The following is a 20,828-nucleotide window of genomic DNA, read 5'->3' on the forward strand; positions in this document are numbered from 1 at the left end:
TGGCATTGAGTGGGCCAGCAGGTATAGAAATCACCTGCTGTCCTCAGATTTTCAAATCAAGATATTGGCTTCTCTGTCTCAGTTTTGGCAGGCTTACCATCGCTCAGTAACACTGCAAACTTATAACCAGCAGGCGTTAATTCTAGTGCGATTTTGGCAATAATGGTTAACGGCACTGAGAGCAACATACCTATTGGCCCCAATAGCCATCCCCAGAAAATTAATGATAAGAATACCACCAGCGTTGATAACCCCAAGCCGCGCCCCATCATGCGCGGGTCAATAATATTACCGCCAATCAGGTTGATGAGTATATAACCACCCGTTACGGCAAATGCGTCGGCAAAACCGTTAAATAGCAAAGCCTGAATAATAGGTGGGATGGCGGCTAATACTGACCCGATATTAGGAATGTAATTGAGAACAAAAGCTAATAACCCCCATAAGAATGCAAATCTGACCCCCATCGCGGCCAAAAATAACCAAATAACAATCCCCGTCGCGATACTAATAATGGTCTTAATCACCAGATAATGTGTCACACCATTCAGTGCGCGGCGTAAAATGGCGTTTCCTTGCTCAGGGTTATCAAACATCAATTGCATTTTATAAGGCAAGCGCTCGACTTCAAACAACATGAAGACGACTGTCATTAATAGCAAGAAGGTGCTGGCCATTGCTCCAGAAAGGTGGCTAAGCAGACGGGTAATAAAGTTCATCGCCATGCTGGGATCGACATGCTTCATGATGTCATCCACCGAGAATTCGATATTAAAGCGCATAGCAAATTCTTGCAGGTCGCGCATTTTTTCCAGCATCATTCCGCGATATTGCGGTAATGAACGGGCAAATTCATTTAATGAAGAACCTAAGCGGCTAAACAGCAATGCCATCAGCAAAACAATAATGGTTACCAGTAAGACGATAGCCAGTGTGCGGGGGATCTTTATTTTCTCGAGTAATTTCACCAACGGGTTTAAAACAATAGCGAGAAATATTGCCAGTAAAAAGGGAACTACTATAGGCGACGCCGCCTTGATCCCAGCCATAATCACGACCAACATTGCCAGCATCGCAACTAAGCGCAACCCTTGGCCACTTACCACAGGTTTTGTCATTATCAATCCTTGTATTGGAACCGCCACGGCTCAAAATGGCAAAAAAAAGACGTTATCGGATAAAATAACCGACAACGCCTTATTTTAATAGCACCAGATATTACTTATCTCAGACTGCTGACAAACCTCGACAACCCAATATTGCAAGGTGAGGACTGGCAGAAGAGTAAAGCGTCCGCGCCAGGGAGGGCGCGGCTCGAGCCTACAAGGATGCTTGTTTTAACAAAAGAAGTACGGCGTCTTTACGATCTGCCTGTTTTCACCACTACGGGCACTTTGTCATTAACCTCAGATATTACTTATCTATGCCCTTTTCCGGTATGGGAATATGCATCGTTGTTTGCAGTAACCCCTTAGACTTATTAAATATCTTAATGCCGTTTTCACGTCCTGCCCGGCGAGCGCGTTGCTCTTCTTGAGGTAGCTTCAGCTCTTCCTGACAAATCGGGCTACAGCAACCTTCAAATTTTGCAGCACAGGCGGGGCACTGAATAAATAGCAAGTGGCAGCCATCATTCTTACAGTTAGTATGTGTGTCGCTTGGTGTGCCACACTGATGGCAATGCGCAATAACATCATCCGAGATCCGCTCACCCATCCGCTCATCAAAAACAAAGTTTTTACCTATAAATTTAAGTGGCAAACCTTGTTCTTTTGCTTTGCGGGCATATTCGATAATCCCGCCTTCGACGTGATAGACGTTTTTAAAACCATTATGCAACATATAGGCGCTGGCTTTCTCACAGCGAATCCCACCGGTGCAATACATAACAATATTCTTCTCTTTGTCATGTTGTAGCATATCAACTGCCATCGGTAATTGTTCGCGGAAAGTATCCGAAGGAACTTCTATCGCATTTTCGAAATGGCCTACTTCGTATTCATAATGATTACGCATATCGACGAACAAGGTATCAGGGTCATCAATTATCTGATTAACCTGATCGGCCTTCAGATAATGCCCAACGTTACTGGGATCGAAACTATCATCATCGATGCCGTCAGCCACAATACGCTCGCGGACTTTCATACGCAGCACCCAAAATGACTTGCCGTCATCTTCATGCGCGACATTCAGCCGTACCTGATCCAACGCAGGATGTGCGGCAAACAGCGCCACTTTAAATTCATCATAACGGTTGGCAGGCACGCTAATTTGGGCGTTGATACCCTCTTTGGCCACATAAACCCGGCCGAAAACGCCGAGCTTAATAAATTGGCTATAGAGGTTATCGCGGAAGGCTTTCGCATCTTCCAATATGAAGTATTTATAAAAAGAAACTGTGGTGCGCGGTTCGGTTTCAGCCAACATGCGCGCTTTAAGTTCCTCATTAGAAATTCGGTTATGTAACACTGGCATGGTGTACTTTCCTGTCTTTCAGAGAGGTTACTGATAAATATTTAATTACTGCTCAATGGGTTACGTAAGTCATTCGACTGCTAACCACGGTAAATCATCGCGCAATAGAACTGATATTTTGGCACCGGTCACCCCGTGCGGCGCATATAATACCTGAAACACCAACAGGGCACATCTCTAGCGACAATCTCGATCAGTAAAAGCGGAGAGAACGACGCCGGTGAGTAAAGCAACTCCAGCGGTAATCAGTAACGTTTTGCTCTGCCAATCGGCACCGAAATAACCCAATATGCCCCCGACGACCAATAATCCCGCACTGAGTTTTGCAGCTGTCATCGACGGCTCTCCGATAAGAATGAATAACACCACGTAAGTGATTAACCAATAAATACACCAACACTATCATAACGCAGAAATAAAAAATCCCTCTGCAAGTGAGAGGGATTTATTTATCCTTGGGTTAAAATTGTCTTGTATTAGCTTATTCGTTGCAATTTAGCCGGTAGCCCCTGCCGGACTGCCGAGCCACTCACCCAATCGAGCCAGGTGTTGGGGACTTCTCTGGTGGGGTCGGTAAAACCGAGATCGTTCAAATTGGTTCCCTGGCCGATTCGTGGGTCTGACGCCATCACAGCGCCATCCAGAGTGTGAGCTCTGGTACCCATTTCGCGATGACCATAACCATGTTCAATGGCAACAACACCAGGCATAACGCCATCCAATAGACTGACTTGCACCTCCATCTGCCCTCCTGGGGTCATTAACCGCACAATATCACCATGTTGAATACCATTACGTTGCGCATCTTGTGGGTTGATCGCTACCAGATTGGTGGATTTGACCGCACGTAGGCGCTCAATCATCGCCGTTGAGCTGCTCATCAGATGAGACTTAAATGACATCAAGCGTAATGGCCAGTCGGTTACCGGATAATGCTGGAACACATCCGAGCCGTCCGCCAGGCGCGGCGGATACCAGGTCGGGCAGCCGCTGTAGCGCTCACCGGTAATGGCATGGTGATGTTTCGCCACATTTTCATTCCAGATTTGCAGTGGTTTTTTCCATTGTGGCCCAGTGGCGTCACCGTTCCAGCTTTTCTCATACGGCGCAAACCGCCCACCACGCGCCAGCAAATAAGCCACACGCCGCTGCTCGTCTTGGTACAAACTGCGCTGAAGTGCAGGCCATAGACGATCGACGCCGGTTAAGCGCAATTCGTCATCAACGGCCGCTGGCAGCGGCTTTTCGCCACCATAGGCAATATTGGCTGCCGCGCGTAAGTAATAATCTTCCGCGCGATCCAGCGACAAGCTATTCCCCTCGCTATCCTGCATGGCATTAGCCCCAAATCCCGGCAACTTCATCGCCTTAGCAACAGCAATCAAGAAACTCTCCATTGCCACCGGTTCACCTTGTGCGGTGCGGGCGGTACGTGACTCCACCACTGGCCAACGAGCGGTGCTGGCCTTCACTAGTACACCAGCCCACGGCGCACTGAACCCCCAACTCTCAAAATTATGCGTGTCCGGCACGATATAATCTGCCAACGCGGTGGTTTCATTCATAAAAGCATCGATAGCGATAAATAAGGGTAACTGACGGGGGTCTTGCAACCGCTCTTCAATCAGATTGCGTAGGCCCGCCACCCCATACAGCGGGTTGGTCATATGGCTTATCCAGGCTTTCAGCCGATAGGGGTAACCCGCCAGTGCTGGGGCTAATTGTTCGGTTAACTGCCCGCCAACAAACGGATACCACGGGCCACGGGCCGGATAACCTGATTGCCCTTGTTGGATTTTCTGCTGATATTCTTCTGACTTTTCATAAGGCTGTTTACTGCGCGATAGCGGTAGCCCCTTTGGCTTAACCATGCCGACAAAGGTGGCTAACTGGTAACGTGGCCCATCGGCAAAACCATCAAACTTGCCACCGCCGACCGACACTCCGCCTTTCAGGTTGAGATTACCAATCATGGCATTCAACATCATGACTGCCCAGGTGGTGTAAAACCCGTTGCCCCCCATCATGCCGCCATGTGAAATCACCGCAGCCTGACGCTGATAGGCAGTGAACTCGCGAGCTAAACCAATAATTGTCGCTTCCGGCACGCCACATTGCTGGCTGTATTCGGCCAGCGTAAAGCGCGCAGCAGCTTGTTGCAGACATGTCATGCCCGATTGCACTTGTACCTTTTGACCATCATGTAAGGTGACGTCTTGGGTGACAAACAATTCGGCCTGTAACATCTGAGCGGCGGGTTGTAACGCTCCATCAATGGCTTGCGCTAATACCGGGCTTTCATCTCCCTCAGCGACGGGTTCACCACTCAACATATTGGCGCGTAAAAACTGCCCCGCCAGCGGATGGGTTTCTGTGGTGATAACCAAATGACTGGCATTAGTCCAACTGCGCTCCCCGGCGGCTTGCATCGCCATTTCACCAGGAATGGCAAGATAAGCGTGATTAAACCGATGCTGTTCAATAATCCAGCGGATGATTCCCATCGCCAGTGCGGCGTCGGTTCCCGGCAGTACCGGAACCCAGCGGTTATGTTGATTGGCCAGTGTGGTGGTCAGCGGCAAAGCAGGAGCGACCACCACATAATTGAAATCATCCCGTTGGCGGGCATTGGCTAACTGTCGCCCCTGACGTTTAAACGGGTTACCCGATTGCGCCGGTGAGGTTCCCAAAAACAGGGCGAAACGGACGTTATCCCAATCAGGCTTAACATGGGCATTTTTGTCCAAATCCCCCATCAACGCACCAGAACCGGCGCGGTAGGCCAGCCCACAATAGGCACCGTGGCTACCCAAGTTTTTGGTGCCAAATGCCTGATGAGCAAAGCGCTGAATAAAAGCATCTCGCCCATCATCACCGGCATTGGTTACCAGCAATTGGTTAGCTTTCGGGCCTAAAGAGGGCTGTTTAGCATCAATGGGTGTATCCAAATCACGGATAGCGCGCAGCCCCTCAACCGGCCCCTCGCCAAATAAATCGCCGCCTTCGGTCACCTCAGCGACTAATTGTTCAAAACTGATACGCTGCCATTTACCACTACCGCGCGGCCCCACTCGCTTCATCGGTTCCGTGATGCGGTAAGGGCTATCGACGCCTTCCAACAGGGTTGCCCCGCGGGCACAAGCGGTCGAGCGCCCTGTCATGCCCTGCTCACCGCCAAGACGTTGCAGCGCTTCGCCTACCGGTAATTGATAAGGGAAGTGGTGGTCATGAGATAAGGGGTGGTAAGGGTTACCAGCGATGCGCAGGATCTTGTTCTGCTGGGTATCGACCCGCACCCGCAAGCCGCACAGAGTCCAACAGCCAAAGCATTGTGTCATGGAAACAGCCTGCTGAAGATTGGCCTGCCACTGTGGCCCAACTCGTCCTTCTGTTGGTAAAGCATTACCACTGATGGGATCAAGTGTCAGTTTGCCCGCACTGCCATCCACCAATCCAGCCAGTGTTTTGCGCGCGACCGCATGGTAGCTGGCACCAAACGCCACTACGCCACCCAAGGCTAAGCTGCCCTTTAACCATTGACGCCGTGTAGACTTAGCCATGATGTATTTCCCCTTTCACTCGGTTTGCACCTGTTACTTTTTGTTCAAGCCATTTGACACCTTCGCGGATAGCAATGATTGCTGCGACCCATAATCCAAAGGTACCAATAATTGCCAGCAATCCTTCGCTACCCAATGGCAAGGTGTAGGGGTTATCTAACACATTGTATTTAGGCAAGGTTTGCGTTTGCATCAGTAGCAACCAGCGCACTGACCAACACAGTGTCAGTGCGATCAATGCCTGAGTTACTATCACGGGAGTGGATAATGTTTTTCTGCCATTGAATAGAGCCAATCCGAATAACAGCAACCACAGCGCTACCGGAAATAACGCGATGAATGGCGACTGAACAGCCCAATGGCGCAGGGCTTGGGCGGAAAGGTTATCGCCGCTTGCCCATAGCAGCGTAACTAATGCCAGCGCCCCTAAACTGATCAGTTGCCAGCGCGCCAGCGGGCGTTGATATTGCGGTTCACGCCATAGCCATAGCGCCAACAAAGAGGGAATGGCCTGACAGGCAGTCAGGAAAATAAACAGCGGTAACCACCCGCTAAACCACAGCGGCTGGGCGCGTAATATCGATACCTCTCGCCCGGTGTAAAGCAAAATGCTGATAGCGGAAAGCCCACAAAGTAGTGCCAACCCGGCCAGCAGCCGTGGTAAGGGTTTGGCCTTTAACCGGCTATAAATCAGCGCCAGAAAATAGCCCATCACCAACAGGCTAAACAGCGGCAAGAAGATGGAGCCCCATGACATCCACGACCACGGGGTGAAATACGCATAAAAATGCCAAACGCGGGCCGGTTGATGAAGATCCGCATTTAGCGCCAGAGGGGCAACCACGACGGCGGTCACCGCCAGCATCAGTGCCGCGAACTCCCATTGACTTTGCTGCGCAGACAACTTCCCTTGACGGGCGCAGATGCGCTGCCCGCCCGCAAACAGCACCGCGCCGCACGCCAGTCCGATAAAGAAGAAATATTGCACGGCCCAGGGTAGCCAGGCGATATCCTGTGGGCGAGCCAGAATTTCACGAATCATCGTTTCATGGATCATGCATGAACCTCCTGCCAGAGCGCTGGTTGGCCTGGTAATGGCTGGGTAAACACCTCGTTTAATCCGAGGTAAAACACCTGTGGATGGGTACCTTGCTCCGGCTTCAATACTTTGATGTCAGCGGCATGCTCCAATAGCATTTTGCGCAATGTGCTGTTGCCATCACGCAAGTCACCAATAATCCGCGCGCCACCGACACAGGACTCCACGCAGGCTGGCAATAACCCGGCATCAAGGCGGTGAACACAGAAAGTACATTTATCTGCCGTTTGAGTGCTGTGATTGATAAACCGCGCTTCATAAGGGCAAGCCTGCACACAATAGGCGCAACCTACGCAGCGGGTATTATCAATCACCACAATGCCGTCTTGCCGCTGATAAGTGGCTTGTACCGGGCAGACCGGCACACAAGGCGGGTTATCACAGTGATTACACAAGCGAGGCAGTAATACGTTAGTGACACTTTCTGCCCCCGATAGCGCAATCTGATACTGATTAACGGTGGTGCGGAACTGGCCTTGCGGCAGTTGGTTTTCAATGGCGCAACTGACGGTGCATGCCTGGCAACCAATGCAGCGGCGTAAATCAATCAACATGGCATAGCGCCGTTTGATATCACCTTGTTTACGTACTGGCTCCATCTGCCAGCCCGCATCAGCTAATGGCACCAGTGCGGCTCCGGCGGTTAACACCCCCAGACGCTGTAGAAATGCTCTCTTCCCTTGATCCATTTTTTCTCACCCTCTTCTTGATACAGGGATTGTAGAAATCGACGAACAGAAGCCCTATTGTGGTTTTCCACATTCCCTTTAGGGACTTGATCCAGGACAATTGCACCCTGCGACGGGGATCATAAAAAAGGAACATGCATGTATTTCAGAGTGCTGGCGGTAATGCTGTTTGGCTGTATTTCTGCCGCCCACGCCCATGATTGGACGATTGGCGTGCTGGCATTACGCGGCGATGCTCAGGCACAAGCACATTGGCAACCGCTGGTCGATAATTTGAATCAGCAACTGCCGGAGCAGCATTTTCAGTTATTACCGCTGGACTTACATGCGATGAAAAACGCCGTGGCGCAGAATCGAATTGATTTTCTGCTCACTAATCCGGCGCAATATGTGCAGATTGATAGCCACTTTCCGCTGCGCTGGTTAGTGTCTTTGCGCTCAAGTCATGAGCCAGATGGCACCAGTCGCAATGTGATTGGCAGTGTCATTTTGGTGCGGGCTGACAGTGATATCCACTCACCACTGGGGCTGACAGGCAAACGTGTCGGCGCGGTGTCACCTGAGGCTTTTGGCGGTTACTTATTGGGATACAAAGCATTACGCGATGCAGGGTTACAACCTGAACAGGATTTCAAGCTGAATTTTTCTGGCTTTCCGGTAGATGCGCTAATTTATCTACTGCGTGATCGCGCCATTTCTGCGGCTATTGTCCCCACTTGTTTGCTGGAAGATATGCAAGCTGAAGGGTTGGTGCATGCCCGCGATTTTCGGCCATTACTGGCAAAACAAGCCTCTATCCCCTGCCTAACCAGTACCGAGTTGTACCCAAACTGGTCATTTGCCGCGCTATCACATGTGCCAGATCAGTTAGCCGATAATGTAACGCGAATTTTGCTCAACCCCGCTGACAGCAAGGCGCCGCAGTGGGGTGCCCCCTCCTCGACCAGTCAGGTTGAAACCCTGTTGCGCTCGGTCAATCAGCACCCGCAACAGCCCTATTTTTGGCAACAAATTCTCGATTGGGCACAGCAGCACCGGCTGTTGATTGCTGCCATTGCGCTGATTCTGCTGCTGCTCGGCGCTAATCATATTTGGGTCGCTTTTCTGGTGCGCCGCCGCAGTCGCCAGCTTGAACAACTACACCAGCAACTCAGAATCAAGGAAGGCGCATTAGAACAGGCCCAACGGCTGAGTATTCTGGGCGAAATGGCATCAGGCTTTGCTCACGAACTGAACCAACCGCTGTCTGCTATCCAACATTATGCCGACGGCTGCGCTATTCGCCTGCAACGAGAGCAAGCGGATCATCCGTTATTACCCATTCTCGGGCAGATCAGTCAGCAGGCTCAACGCGGGGCCGATACCATTGCTAACTTGCGCTTGTGGGCAGGGAAATCCCCCACATCTGACAGGGCGACCATCAGCCAGCCGCTGCCAGAACTGCTGTTGCATCTGTGGCAATTATTGGGGGCGGAGCAACATCAACCGCCTTGCCAGCTACATACCGATATTGACCCACAGATTGCGCTACATTTACCGCCGACGTTACTGGATCAGGTGTTATGCAACCTGATAACCAATAGTTTGCAAGCGGGTGCGTGTCAGTTATGGTTTAGTGCTCATCAGCAAGCCAACGCGGTGACACTGACATTGCAAGATGACGCCGGAGGATTGACCTCAGAGCAACTCAGCCAGCCTTTTGCCCCTTTCCGATCCAGCAAAAGTGAAGGCCTCGGCCTGGGTCTGGTGATTTGCCAGCGGCTAATAAACAGCCAGGGCGGAACTCTGACATTACACAATCAGGTTGCCGCCAATGGACATATGGGGCTGCATGTCATCGTGACGTTGCCACTTAACCCAAGCAAGGAGCTTAGTTTTGTCACTGATTCACTTGGTTGATGACGATATTGCCGTCACTGATGCCTGCCGTTTTTTACTGGAAAGCCTCGGCTATAAAGTGAAAGTGTGGCATGAGGGCGACCGTTTTCTGGCACAAGCTGATTTATATCAGCCCGGCGTAGTATTGCTCGATATTCGCATGCCATTGCTTGATGGCACTGAGGTTTATGCCCGGATGCGCCAGTTAAACAGTACGCTGGCGGTGATATTTCTCACCGCGCACGGCGAAGTGCCACAAGCGGTTGAACAAATGAAATTAGGAGCCATCGATTTCCTGCAAAAACCGGTCGCAACGGCACCGTTAATCGCGGCATTACAACAAGGTTTTGTACAATCAGAACAGCTTGTCACCCGCCGACAGGTACAACTGCGTTATGCCTCACTGACCCCACGGGAGCAGATGATCGCCCAATGGGTAATGCAAGGTTTGATTAATCGTGATATCGCGGATAGAGCCTGTGTCTCCGTTCGCACTGTCGAAGTCCATCGCGCCAAAGTGATGGAAAAAATGGCCGTCAATAGCCTGGCCGAATTAGTCTGCTTATTAAATCCGATAAAATAGCCGAATCGACCTTGGTCACATAATAATCAAACAGATATTTTTTATGCTGAAAACTTCAACAAAAAGGCATAAAAATGGTTTTTTGGTGCGGTCTTTTTTCCTGTAAGCCCCTAAAAATGCCACAATAGTCTACCTTAAAACGACAGATAAGCAGGTTGGTACAGGGCCTATTGAGGTTCTTTTATGAACTCTAGTGCACCATCAATAGCAAATAGTTAACTGTCCGAACGAATGACAAGGACGATGAAAACAGATATGCAAGCTCCTTCTTTTAATCGCTCACTATTGCACCCTCGTTATTGGCTGACCTGGCTCGGTCTCGGTATTCTCTACCTGCTGGTGCTACTCCCTTACCCGGTGATTTATACTATGGGCACCTCCCTTGGCCGCTTTTCCATGCGATTTCTTAAACGACGCAAGCGCATTACGCAGCGCAATCTGGAACTGTGTTTCCCGGATATGCCCAAAAGTGAACGAGACGAACTGCTGCTAAAGAATTTTGAATCCGTCGGTATGGGGTTATTTGAAACCGGGATGGCGTGGTTTTGGCCTAATTGGCGCATTGAACGTTGGTGCAGTGTTAGCGGGCTGGAACATATCCAAAAAGCGCGCGATGAAGGTAAAGGGGTGTTGTTAATAGGTTTGCATTTCCTGACACTGGAACTGGGTGCGCGTATTTTTGGTATTTACAATCCAGGGATTGGTGTCTATCGGCCACATGATAATAAAGCGATGGATTGGATGCAGACTTGGGGCCGGATGCGCTCCAACAAAGCCATGCTGGATCGCAAAGATCTCAAAGGGATGATCCGCAGCCTTAAACAGGGTGAGATTATCTGGTATGCACCAGACCATGATTACGGCCCACGCAGCAGTGTGTTTGTGCCGCTGTTTGCCGTTGATCAAGCCGCCACCACCACCGGGACTTATCTGCTGGTGCGCATGGGTAAACCGGCCATTATTCCTTTCACCCCGCGCCGACTACCGGATGGGAAAGGCTATCAGCTGCTTTTACAGCCAGCGGTGGATAACTTCCCACTGGATAATGAAGTCGAAGCTGCGGCATTTATGAATAAAGTGGTCGAGAAAGAGATTGAGCGCGCGACGGATCAATACATGTGGCTCCACCGGCGTTTTAAAACCCGGCCAGAGGGCGCACCTTCGCTATATGAGTAACTAGCTTAGATCAAAATAATATAACCAATGATAATGAGAATTAGTTTACATCAGTTTTTTTGATACAATCTGTCAGTATTATCCAATAGAAATATAGTACTAGTCTGACGATACTGAATTAATTTCTCTGAGTTATTTTCTGGTTATCTCTTTTCTTGATAAGGATATATATGCTGGCAACTCTCAATCTCTGGTTCACACGGCTTACGGATCACCCGAACGGCGGCAAACTGTTATTGCGCCTAACGTTCGGTGTTTTAATGTTATTTCATGGTGTGGCAAAAATTCAGCACGGCACCAGTTGGATAGCTGCGTCTTTACAGGAACAGGGCATTCCCGGTTTTGTCGCTTATGGTGTTTACATTGGCGAGATTGTGACCCCTATTCTGATTATTCTTGGCCTGTTTACCCGCCCTGCCGCATTTGTTTATGCGGTTAACCTGCTGGTTGCAGTATTGATGGTGGGTACCGGTAAGTTTTTCACCCTGACCCAAGTGGGTGCATGGGGTTTGGAAAACGAAGCGATGTATTTCCTCGGCGGCGTTGCTATCATGTTGCTGGGTAGCGGTCGTTATTCCGTCACCAAAAATGAAGCTTATCGCTGATAACCAACATCACTCTGCTGATGTGATAAAAAAGCCGCTGCGCCGCTGGTGCAGTAGCTTTTTATTCCATTATTACCAAATAGAATAAGCATATCCCCGCATTTCAAACCCGCTTTCCATTTTAATAAAAACTAACATTCATCTCATTGATGTGAATGCTCTATAAGCGCATACTTATCAAGCTAACTGTTTTATTCTTGTGCTTTGTTGCCCCTTTCAAACGCCCCTATCGACGAATAAAGAGACGCAAAGCGATCAGCTTGTTGAGAAGCAATCCCTTGCTTAATCGGTAATTTATGACTTCGGCACCACAATCTGTTAACTGGAAAAGAAACCTGTTTGTCACCTGGTTAGGTTGTTTTTTAACCGGCTCGGCATTTAGTTTGATCATGCCATTCTTGCCACTGTATGTGGAGGAATTAGGGGTGAGCGGCCACCAGTCATTAAACATGTGGTCGGGTCTGGTGTTCAGTATTACATTCCTGTTTTCAGCCATTGCCGCCCCTTTCTGGGGTAGCCTTGCCGACCGTAAAGGCCGGAAGATTATGCTACTGCGATCAGCGCTCGGCATGGGGATTGTGATGGTGCTGATGGGGATGGCGCAAAATATTTGGCAGTTTTTGGCTCTACGCGCCCTGCTGGGGTTGTTGGGCGGATTTATTCCTAATGCCAATGCGCTGATTGCCACCCAAGTACCGCGCAATAAAAGTGGCTGGGCACTGGGTACACTCTCGACAGGCGGAGTCAGCGGCGCATTAATCGGGCCACTGATTGGTGGGTTGCTGGCAGATAATTATGGATTACGGCCGGTGTTCTTTATTACCGCTGGGGTGTTATTCGCCTGCTTTGTCATGACCTGGTTTTATGTCAGGGAGCAGTTTGCTCCGGTGTTGAAAAAAGACATGCTCAATGGACGACAGGTATTTAACTCACTGAAAAACCCTAAGTTAATCCTTAGTCTGTTTGTCACCACCATGATCATTCAGATTGCGACCGGTTCGATTGCGCCCATCTTGACACTGTATGTGCGTGAACTGGCCGGTGACATTCATAATCTGGCCTTTGTCAGTGGCATGATTGCCTCAGTACCCGGTGTAGCTGCATTGATAAGTGCACCTCGATTAGGCAAGCTGGGGGATAGAATCGGGCCAGAGCGCATTTTGATCGCCATGCTGGCATTATCTGTGCTGATTCTTATCCCGATGGCCTTTGTTCAAACCCCGCTACAACTGGGTATTTTGCGCTTTTTATTAGGTGCAACAGATGGTGCATTGTTGCCTGCAGTGCAAACTTTGCTGATTTATAACTGTACCAATCAGGTCGCGGGCCGAATTTTCAGTTATAACCAATCATTCCGTGATGTGGGTAATGTCAGTGGCCCATTACTCGGTGCGGCGGTATCTGCCAGCTACGGTTTCCGGGCGGTATTCTGTGTCACAGCGGTAGTCGTGCTATTTAATGCCCTTTACTCTTACTGGTGTTTGCAACGCCAACCTTTAAAGGCACAGCAACGCGCCCCCCAACAGCGACATGATAGTTAATACACCCTCCCCTTTTTTTCTTGATAAAAGCGCCCATTGCTGAGCGATTTTTCAGCATGAACGTCCGAACTACACACATAATAACAGCGGAAACAACCATCAAATTCGGTTTAAACTGATTGATAATTGTAATGCATGTCGACTTTTCATCTAAAAATACGATATAACCCCCGGTGGAAATTAAAAAATGACGTTATTATTGCGTTAAATTCTACTGTAACGCGTGTTAACTCAAACCACTGACTACAGTGCAAAGAGATGACACTCGATGACGGGTTTATTCGCTCATTTTAAGGCGATTCTATGGGAAGACTTTATGCAAACCTCTACTAACACCCCTGGCGGTCGTACGTTCTTTGGGCATCCTTATCCGCTCAGTGGACTATTTCTTTCCGAGATGTGGGAGCGTTTCTCGTTCTACGGCATCCGTCCTCTCTTAATTCTTTTTATGGCTGCCACCGTTTTTGATGGTGGTATGGGCCTGCCGCGCGAACAAGCTTCAGCTATCGTCGGGATTTTTGCCGGGAGTATGTATCTGGCAGCGTTACCCGGCGGCTGGTTAGCGGATAACTGGCTGGGCCAACAGCGCGCAGTTTGGTACGGTTCGATTCTGATTGCATTGGGACATCTGTCCATTGCCCTCTCAGCCTTCTTCGGCAATGACCTGTTCTTTATCGGTTTGGTGTTTATTGTTCTGGGTACCGGTCTATTCAAAACCTGTATCTCGGTTATGGTCGGCACCCTCTATAAACCGGGTGATGCCCGTCGCGACGGTGGTTTTTCACTGTTCTATATGGGTATCAATATGGGGTCGTTTATCGCACCGCTGCTCTCTGGCTGGTTGCTGCGTACCCACGGCTGGCATTGGGGCTTTGGTATTGGCGGGATTGGGATGCTGGTGGCATTACTTATCTTCCGTGGTTTTGCCATACCGGCCATGAAGCGCTATGACGCAGAAGTGGGTCTGGATTCAAGCTGGAATAAACCGACCAACCAGCGTCAGGGGGTGGGCAAATGGGTTACCGCCATTATGGCTGTGGTGGTAGTGATTATTGCGCTTATTTCACAGGGCGTTATCCCCATTAATCCGGTGATGATTGCCAGCTTGCTGGTGTATGTTATTGCCGCCTCCGTAACACTCTATTTTGTCTATCTGTTCGCTTTTGCCAAAATGAGCCGTAAAGATCGCGCCCGTTTATTGGTGTGTTTCATCCTGTTAGTCTCTGCGGCCTTCTTCTGGTCTGCCTTTGAACAGAAACCAACCTCATTTAACCTGTTTGCCAACGACTATACCGACCGTATGGTGATGGGTTTTGAAATCCCGACAGTCTGGTTCCAGTCAATTAATGCGCTGTTTATCATTCTATTAGCACCGGTATTCAGTTGGGCGTGGCCAGCACTGGCGAAGAAAAAGATTCAACCCAGCAGTATCACTAAATTCGTGATTGGTATTTTATGTGCTGCGGCAGGTTTTGCCGTGATGATGTACGCCGCACAACATGTTCTCAGCAGCGGTGGCGCGGGTGTTTCACCATTGTGGTTGGTGATGAGTATTCTGCTGCTGACATTAGGCGAATTGTGCCTTAGCCCTATCGGGCTGGCGACGATGACCTTACTGGCACCCGACAGAATGCGCGGTCAAGTGATGGGGCTGTGGTTCTGCGCCAGTTCACTGGGCAATCTGGCTGCGGGCTTGATTGGGGGTCATGTTAAAGCGGATCAACTTGATATGCTGCCAACCCTGTTTGCTCGTTGCTCCATTGCTTTGGTTATCTGTGCAGCGGTATTGATATTGCTTATCGTGCCTATTCGCCGGTTGATGAACAACACTCAGGGCCAGCAAACCGCCTGATAACCAGACTTAATCTGTCGCATTTCTCAACCCGCCCCAATGGCGGGTTGAGATTAATGACAAAGTGCCCGTATCGGTGAAAACAGGCAGATCGTAAAGACGCCGTAAATACCTCCCTGTAGGCTCGAGCCGCGCCATCCCTGGCGCGGACGCTTTACTCTTCTGCCTGTTCTCCCCTTGCAAGATCGAGTCGTTGGGTTTTGTCTGCAATCAACCCGCCCCAGTGGCAGGTTTTTTCATTAACGATACAATCTGAACTTACACAACCCACTCACGTTGCTGTAGCACCACTCGATAACCATCGATATCTTCAAAGGTTTTGCCGCTCACATCCCAATACGGGTTATAAGACGCCACCTGACAAAAACCCGCAGCACACATTTGCTGACACTGACTGTGCCATTGCTTCTCGTCTGGCAGATAAAATACTAATAGGTTATCCGACGTCGGCGCCCGCCCTACCTGAACACCACGATGATGAGTGAACTCCAGATGGTACGCGTGATGTGGGTGTCCCAAAATGACACCGTCAAATCCCTGATGATCGGCAAAACTGCCTAGTTCAGAAAAACCCAAACCTCGGCAATACATCTCACTGATTAATTTAATGTTATCAGTAGGCCTGGCAACACGCATCACTGAGGTTGATGGCAAAACGGATGAGTCAAACGATTTGGCGGGTTGAGATGGCATACAGAAGTCACCTATTGTTATTCATAGGGGCCGTGATGAGCGTCAATCGGCAGCATAAAGGTATCAACAATCATTGATAATGGGACATCGATAACCGTGACATATTTCCATGGCCCTGCGCGCATATCCCATTGCACACCGGGGTAATATTGGTGTCCATGCCCCTGCCCCGGCACGATGCGGCTGATAATACTGCCGCAGCCGGATAACAACATAATCCCGGCCCCGAGGATGATAATGCGCATCAAGGAATGCCAGCGGTGGATCAAGGTAGACATGGATTCAATCGGCTCTTCATATTCACAGAAAATTTCATATTCACAGAAAAAATGGGCCATCACTGAGCCCATTTTTCTATTTTGACCTACCCGCTATTTCGCGGCGGGGAGAGCCTTCAGATTATGCGCCAGTTGGCGATAATGGCCGTTCCAAATTGGGTACTGTTCCGGCTGCTGCCAAACTTGCTGGTGCAAACGTGAAATCATGACCGGGTCGCTCAGCAATTCTAAGCGCTGCAATTTGGCCAATTTCTCCGGCCCTACCTCAAGCGCTTCTGCCACCCGCTCGGTACGATATTGTTCGATAATCGCACGAGTGTGATGACGAGCCGTTGCCATCGCGCTGACTAACGCGTTATAGGATGGGTTCATCACCGCATGGAAGAAACCGTCGCTGAGCGCTCGCTGATGGTTAAGTTTCAGATACTCTTCCGTCGCGACCAATTCCCGTGGCGGATTATACTCCTCAGGGATCAGGAATAATTTCGCCCGTTTGCTAGCCAATCCCAAGGTACGGCGGCTGGACAGAACCGAGACCACCGGAGACAAGATCAGCGAGAAAACGATCGGCGATAACCACCACAAGAAACGCAGATCCAACCAGGCCACACCACTGGCCCAAACCACACCTAGCATCAACTGTGGCCCGTGGCGCACCATAGCTTCACTCCACGGCGTAGCATCATCATCGCGTTGTGGTGAATTCCACTGCACTGACCAGCCGAGGAAGGCACTCACTACAAACACCGTGTGGAAAAGCATTCGAACCGGTGCCAGTAATACGGAGAACAGCATTTCCGCCAGCATTGACAGCAACAGACGAATCGGCCCACCGTACTCTTTCGACCCTTTGGCCCAGATAAGAATGATACTGAGTAACTTAGGCAAAAACAGTAATACCAACGTGGTGGAGAACAGACCAATCGCCAATTCCGGTCGCCACTGAGGCCATACCGGGAACAGCTGACGCGGTTGCAGGAAATACTGCGGCTCCATCAGGGTATGCACTGCTTGCAGCGCAGTACATAACACCAGGAACATAAACCACAACGGCGCTGATAAGTAGGACATAACGCCGGTAAGGAACACCGCCCGATGCACCGGATGCATACCCTTAACCAGGAACAACCTAAAGTTCATCAGGTTGCCGTGACACCAGCGGCGATCGCGTTTTAACTCATCAAGCAGGTTAGGTGGCAATTCTTCATAACTGCCCGGCAGATCATAGGCAATCCACACCCCCCATCCGGCACGGCGCATTAATGCCGCTTCGACAAAGTCATGAGAGAGTATAGCACCAGCGAATGAGCCTTCACCTGGCAACGGTGCCAGTGCACAGTGCTCAATAAATGGTTTCACCCTGATAATGGCGTTATGGCCCCAATAATGGGACTCGCCCAGCTGCCAATAATGCAAACCGGCAGTGAACAGTGGGCCATAAACACGGGTAGCAAATTGCTGGATTCGGGCATACAGCGTATCCATGCCTGATGCTTTCGGTGCAGACTGAATGATCCCGGCATTCGGATTGGCTTCCATCAGCCGCACCAGCCCGGTCAAACACCCACCACTCATCACGCTGTCAGCATCCAGAATCACCATATAGCTATACTGGCTGCCCCAACGGCGGCAAAAGTCATCAATATTACCACTTTTGCGTTTTACCCGACGGCGACGGCGGCGATAGAAAATACGGCCATGCCCATCAACATCACGACACAATTCCAGCCAGGCTTTTTGCTCCGCCACACAGATATCAGGGTCATAACTGTCGCTCAGCACATAAATATCAAAGTGCTCAAGCTGCCCAGTGGCCGCCACCGACTCATAAGTCGCGCGCAAACCAGCAAACACCCGCTCCACGTCCTCATTACAAATAGGCATAATCAGCGCCGTCCGATGTGCCGGATTTAACGCTTCATCCCCTTTGATAGTGGAAGAAATGCTGTATTTATCTTTACCAATCAGTAATTGCAGGAACCCCATCAGCGCGGTCCAGAAGCCAGCGGAGACCCAACAAAACAGCACAGCGAACAAAATGAGAATACCGGTTTGCAGTAAGTAAGGCAGCAACTGCATGACCGAAACCTGCCAGTTTTGCTGCCAGATGGCGAAAGGATCGATCAATGCCCAGCCCTGATAAGGCAGAATAGTCTTCATATAGCTGGTCGCAATGGCGGTTTGCAACACAATCAGTATCAGCAAGATATAGCGGCGCAGAGAACCGACGCTACGCCATTTTTTCTCGGCAAGAGCCTGTTCATGTGTTTGTGCACGTGAAACAGGGCTACGGCCCAGTAATGAATCCCAAAAACGCCCAACTGGATTGGTACGCCAAGCCTGCGGAGCCATGCTGGTGCGCTTGATCGGTGGCGTGGCATGAATAACCGTGCGCCCTTCGTCGTCTTGCGCCAATAGCTTGCCATCATCCAACGCATCAGGCCATGCCGCTTGCAAACGTGCATTGACCGAAGCCAATGCACTGTCTTGCTCACTGAATTTCACACTGTCAGCAGTGCCAGCAGCTAATTGTTGATGAACCCGAGGTATCGCATCAGGTGTGCTGGTCAACAGCACATCCTCGGGTAAAGCATCGCGCAACGCCCCCTGCTGCTGCGCAGTCAGGGGCAAGTTGGCAATATAATCCTGTACAGGAGATTGATTTGACTTATTCATTGGCAGGTAGCTGATAGCTCCAGGTTTCAGTCAGGGTTTTATCGCCGTTAACCAGCGCAGCGCGCATTTCTATTGGTTTCTTGGCATCCTTAACTTTTAGCCGCAGTGTCAAACGCCAGCCTTTGGTCACTGGATTGTAACGAACACTGTTTTCAATCAACTCACCGTTGTCATCGATACTGACCTGTGAAGCCAGTGGCGCATTTTCATCGAGTGATTTCAGCACTGGACCAACAAAATCAACCAGGAAAGCGACACTACCGTCTGGCTCACGGATCAGATTCGACTGTTTCACATCACCGGTTGAACGCAGAGTTTGTTTTACATAAGCCACATCTGGTGAATGTAACTTCTCTTCATCACGGGTGAAATGCAGGCGGTAATTCAGATCAAGCGAAGTTTTGGCATCCGGCAGGACATCCGGAGTCCAGAAAGCCACGATATTATCGTTGGTTTCATCTGCCGTCGGAATTTCCACCAGCTCAACTTTACCTTTACCCCAATCGCCGCGTGGTTCAACCCAGGCACTTGGCCGTAAATCGTAACGGTCGTCTAAATCCTCATATTGAGAGAATTCACGGCCACGTTGCAGCAAACCAAACCCTTTCGGATTTTCAATAGTATAAGTGCTGACTGACAAGTGTTTAGGATTGTTCAGTGGTCGCCAAATCCATTCACCATTACCAGCATGAATAGAAAGGCCGTTGGAATCATGCAACGCTGGGCGATAGTTCAGCACCGCAGATGGCTGGCTTGGGCCAAACAGGAACATACTGGTTAATGGTGCAATCCCCAGTTTCTCGACTTTGTCGCGCAGGAAAACTTTCGCCTGCACATCAATAGTAGTGTCACGCCCCGGATAGATAATGAATTTATAAGCGCCAGTTGCACGCGGGGAATCCAGCAATGCATAGATAACTAAATGTTTATCATTAGGCTTTGGTCGCTCAATCCAGAACTCGCGAAAACGTGGGAACTCCTCACCGGAGGCCAATGCTGTATCAATTGCCAGCCCGCGCGCAGAAAGACCATAAACCTGGCCCTTACCAATCACACGAAAATAACTGGCCCCCAACATGCTGACGATTTCGTCTTTTTTATCCGCTTTGTTAATGGGATATAGCACTTTGAAACCAGCAAAACCCAAATTCTTCACTGACTCAGGATCATGCTTGACCGAGCCAAAGTTGAAATAGTCTGGGCTATAATTGATAGGCTTCACACTGGTGGCGGTGACTTCATTGATTTGCACCGGTGTGTCGAAATACATGCCTTGGTGATAAAATTCTAATTTAAATGGCGTGTCCAGTTTGTTCCAATACGATTTATCATGGTTAAACTGAATCTGCTGATAGTCGGCAAACTTCATTTCACGAAATTGCGATGGAAGATTGCTTTTCGGCGCTTCGAAACTTTTACCCGCCAGGGCTTGTGCCTGCTTAGCCACATCATCTAACGAAAAAGCCATGGCCTGAGAAGTGAATAATGACAGCAAGAGAGTAACCCCCAGCCATCTAACGCTGATCGCGCGTGACCCTTTTGACATTCTATTGACGTTCGACAAAATATTAACTCCCACATCTCCCCCTAAATCACAACAGCCAAATTATTGACGGTTTATCCAGCAGGTCAAGCAGATAAATCCCGGTTATTGTTTAACCCGAAGTTACACTGCCAGCTCATTGTTTAAACCAGTGGCTAAGCCACAAGCCAGACTAAA

General features: G+C 49.8%; 16 protein-coding genes and 1 pseudogene. 6 read left to right on the top strand and 11 right to left on the bottom strand.

Going from position 1 to position 20,828, the window contains the following annotated elements:
• Positions 1-56: 56 nt before the first annotated feature.
• From QSV56_RS07085 to ttrB, 6 genes are all read right to left on the bottom strand, one after another.
• Entirely contained in the window at positions 57-1,118 is a 1,062-nt protein-coding gene (locus QSV56_RS07085) for an AI-2E family transporter (protein WP_263698513.1), read from the bottom strand.
• Positions 1,119-1,413: 295 nt separating this feature from the next.
• Entirely contained in the window at positions 1,414-2,478 is a 1,065-nt protein-coding gene (locus tag QSV56_RS07090) for a rhodanese-related sulfurtransferase (protein WP_301211674.1), read from the bottom strand.
• Positions 2,479-2,655: 177 nt separating this feature from the next.
• Positions 2,656-2,814, bottom strand: coding sequence for a hypothetical protein (locus tag QSV56_RS07095; RefSeq protein ID WP_005157903.1), 159 nt, complete (start codon positions 2,812-2,814; stop codon positions 2,656-2,658).
• Between the two features lie 140 nt (positions 2,815-2,954).
• On the bottom strand, positions 2,955-6,038 hold the full coding sequence (gene ttrA / locus QSV56_RS07100) for a tetrathionate reductase subunit TtrA (RefSeq protein ID WP_301211676.1): 3,084 nt from the start codon (positions 6,036-6,038) through the stop codon (positions 2,955-2,957).
• Positions 6,031-7,095 carry a tetrathionate reductase subunit TtrC gene (ttrC, locus tag QSV56_RS07105; protein WP_050122396.1) on the bottom strand — a complete coding sequence of 355 codons (1,065 nt, stop codon included), beginning with the start codon at positions 7,093-7,095 and terminating at the stop codon, positions 6,031-6,033. Before ttrC ends, ttrA begins: the two co-directional genes overlap by 8 nt.
• On the bottom strand, positions 7,092-7,826 hold the full coding sequence (gene ttrB / locus QSV56_RS07110) for a tetrathionate reductase subunit TtrB (protein WP_046050738.1): 735 nt from the start codon (positions 7,824-7,826) through the stop codon (positions 7,092-7,094). The genes ttrC and ttrB overlap by 4 nt, the downstream gene beginning before the upstream one ends.
• 138 nt (positions 7,827-7,964) lie before the next feature.
• Here ttrB and ttrS point away from each other — a divergent pair, with 138 nt between their 5' ends.
• The 6 genes from ttrS to QSV56_RS07140 all read left to right on the top strand — a co-directional run bounded on the left by ttrS (position 7,965) and on the right by QSV56_RS07140 (position 15,461).
• On the top strand, positions 7,965-9,725 hold the full coding sequence (ttrS, locus tag QSV56_RS07115) for a tetrathionate respiration histidine kinase TtrS (protein WP_301211679.1): 1,761 nt from the start codon (positions 7,965-7,967) through the stop codon (positions 9,723-9,725).
• On the top strand, positions 9,703-10,287 hold the full coding sequence (gene ttrR / locus QSV56_RS07120) for a tetrathionate respiration response regulator TtrR (RefSeq protein ID WP_301211681.1): 585 nt from the start codon (positions 9,703-9,705) through the stop codon (positions 10,285-10,287). Before ttrS ends, ttrR begins: the two co-directional genes overlap by 23 nt.
• 255 nt (positions 10,288-10,542) lie before the next feature.
• Positions 10,543-11,463, top strand: coding sequence for a Kdo(2)-lipid IV(A) acyltransferase (locus tag QSV56_RS07125; protein ID WP_046052001.1), 921 nt, complete (start codon positions 10,543-10,545; stop codon positions 11,461-11,463).
• A 170-nt stretch (positions 11,464-11,633) separates the two neighbouring features.
• Positions 11,634-12,068 carry a DoxX family protein gene (locus QSV56_RS07130; protein WP_005157877.1) on the top strand — a complete coding sequence of 145 codons (435 nt, stop codon included), beginning with the start codon at positions 11,634-11,636 and terminating at the stop codon, positions 12,066-12,068.
• A gap of 296 nt (positions 12,069-12,364) precedes the next feature.
• The gene (mdtG, locus tag QSV56_RS07135; RefSeq protein ID WP_046050736.1) at positions 12,365-13,609 is read left to right on the top strand and encodes a multidrug efflux MFS transporter MdtG; all 1,245 of its coding nucleotides are present in this window, start codon (positions 12,365-12,367) and stop codon (positions 13,607-13,609) included.
• Between the two features lie 316 nt (positions 13,610-13,925).
• Positions 13,926-15,461, top strand: coding sequence for a peptide MFS transporter (locus tag QSV56_RS07140; protein ID WP_005170801.1), 1,536 nt, complete (start codon positions 13,926-13,928; stop codon positions 15,459-15,461).
• 43 nt (positions 15,462-15,504) lie between these two features.
• Here QSV56_RS07140 and QSV56_RS21935 read toward each other — a convergent pair.
• From QSV56_RS21935 to QSV56_RS07160, 5 genes and pseudogenes are all read right to left on the bottom strand, one after another.
• A pseudogene (locus QSV56_RS21935) lies at positions 15,505-15,576 on the bottom strand (gluconate 5-dehydrogenase); the annotation flags it as partial.
• A 143-nt stretch (positions 15,577-15,719) separates the two neighbouring features.
• The gene (locus QSV56_RS07145; RefSeq protein ID WP_019079819.1) at positions 15,720-16,154 is read right to left on the bottom strand and encodes a hypothetical protein; all 435 of its coding nucleotides are present in this window, start codon (positions 16,152-16,154) and stop codon (positions 15,720-15,722) included.
• A 17-nt stretch (positions 16,155-16,171) separates the two neighbouring features.
• Complete coding sequence (locus QSV56_RS07150; protein ID WP_032901839.1) at positions 16,172-16,432, bottom strand: YceK/YidQ family lipoprotein; 261 nt, start codon at positions 16,430-16,432, stop codon at positions 16,172-16,174.
• Between the two features lie 93 nt (positions 16,433-16,525).
• Positions 16,526-19,108: a glucans biosynthesis glucosyltransferase MdoH gene (gene mdoH / locus QSV56_RS07155; protein ID WP_046694873.1), complete on the bottom strand. Its 2,583-nt coding sequence runs from the start codon at positions 19,106-19,108 to the stop codon at positions 16,526-16,528.
• Positions 19,101-20,654 (bottom strand): glucan biosynthesis protein G, encoded by a 1,554-nt coding sequence (locus tag QSV56_RS07160; protein WP_019079822.1) that lies wholly within the window; start codon positions 20,652-20,654, stop codon positions 19,101-19,103. The genes mdoH and QSV56_RS07160 overlap by 8 nt, the downstream gene beginning before the upstream one ends.
• Positions 20,655-20,828: the final 174 nt, after the last annotated feature.

Source organism: Yersinia sp. 22-579 (assembly GCF_030433455.1).
In the GTDB taxonomy this organism is placed as follows: Bacteria; Pseudomonadota; Gammaproteobacteria; order Enterobacterales; family Enterobacteriaceae; genus Yersinia; species Yersinia enterocolitica.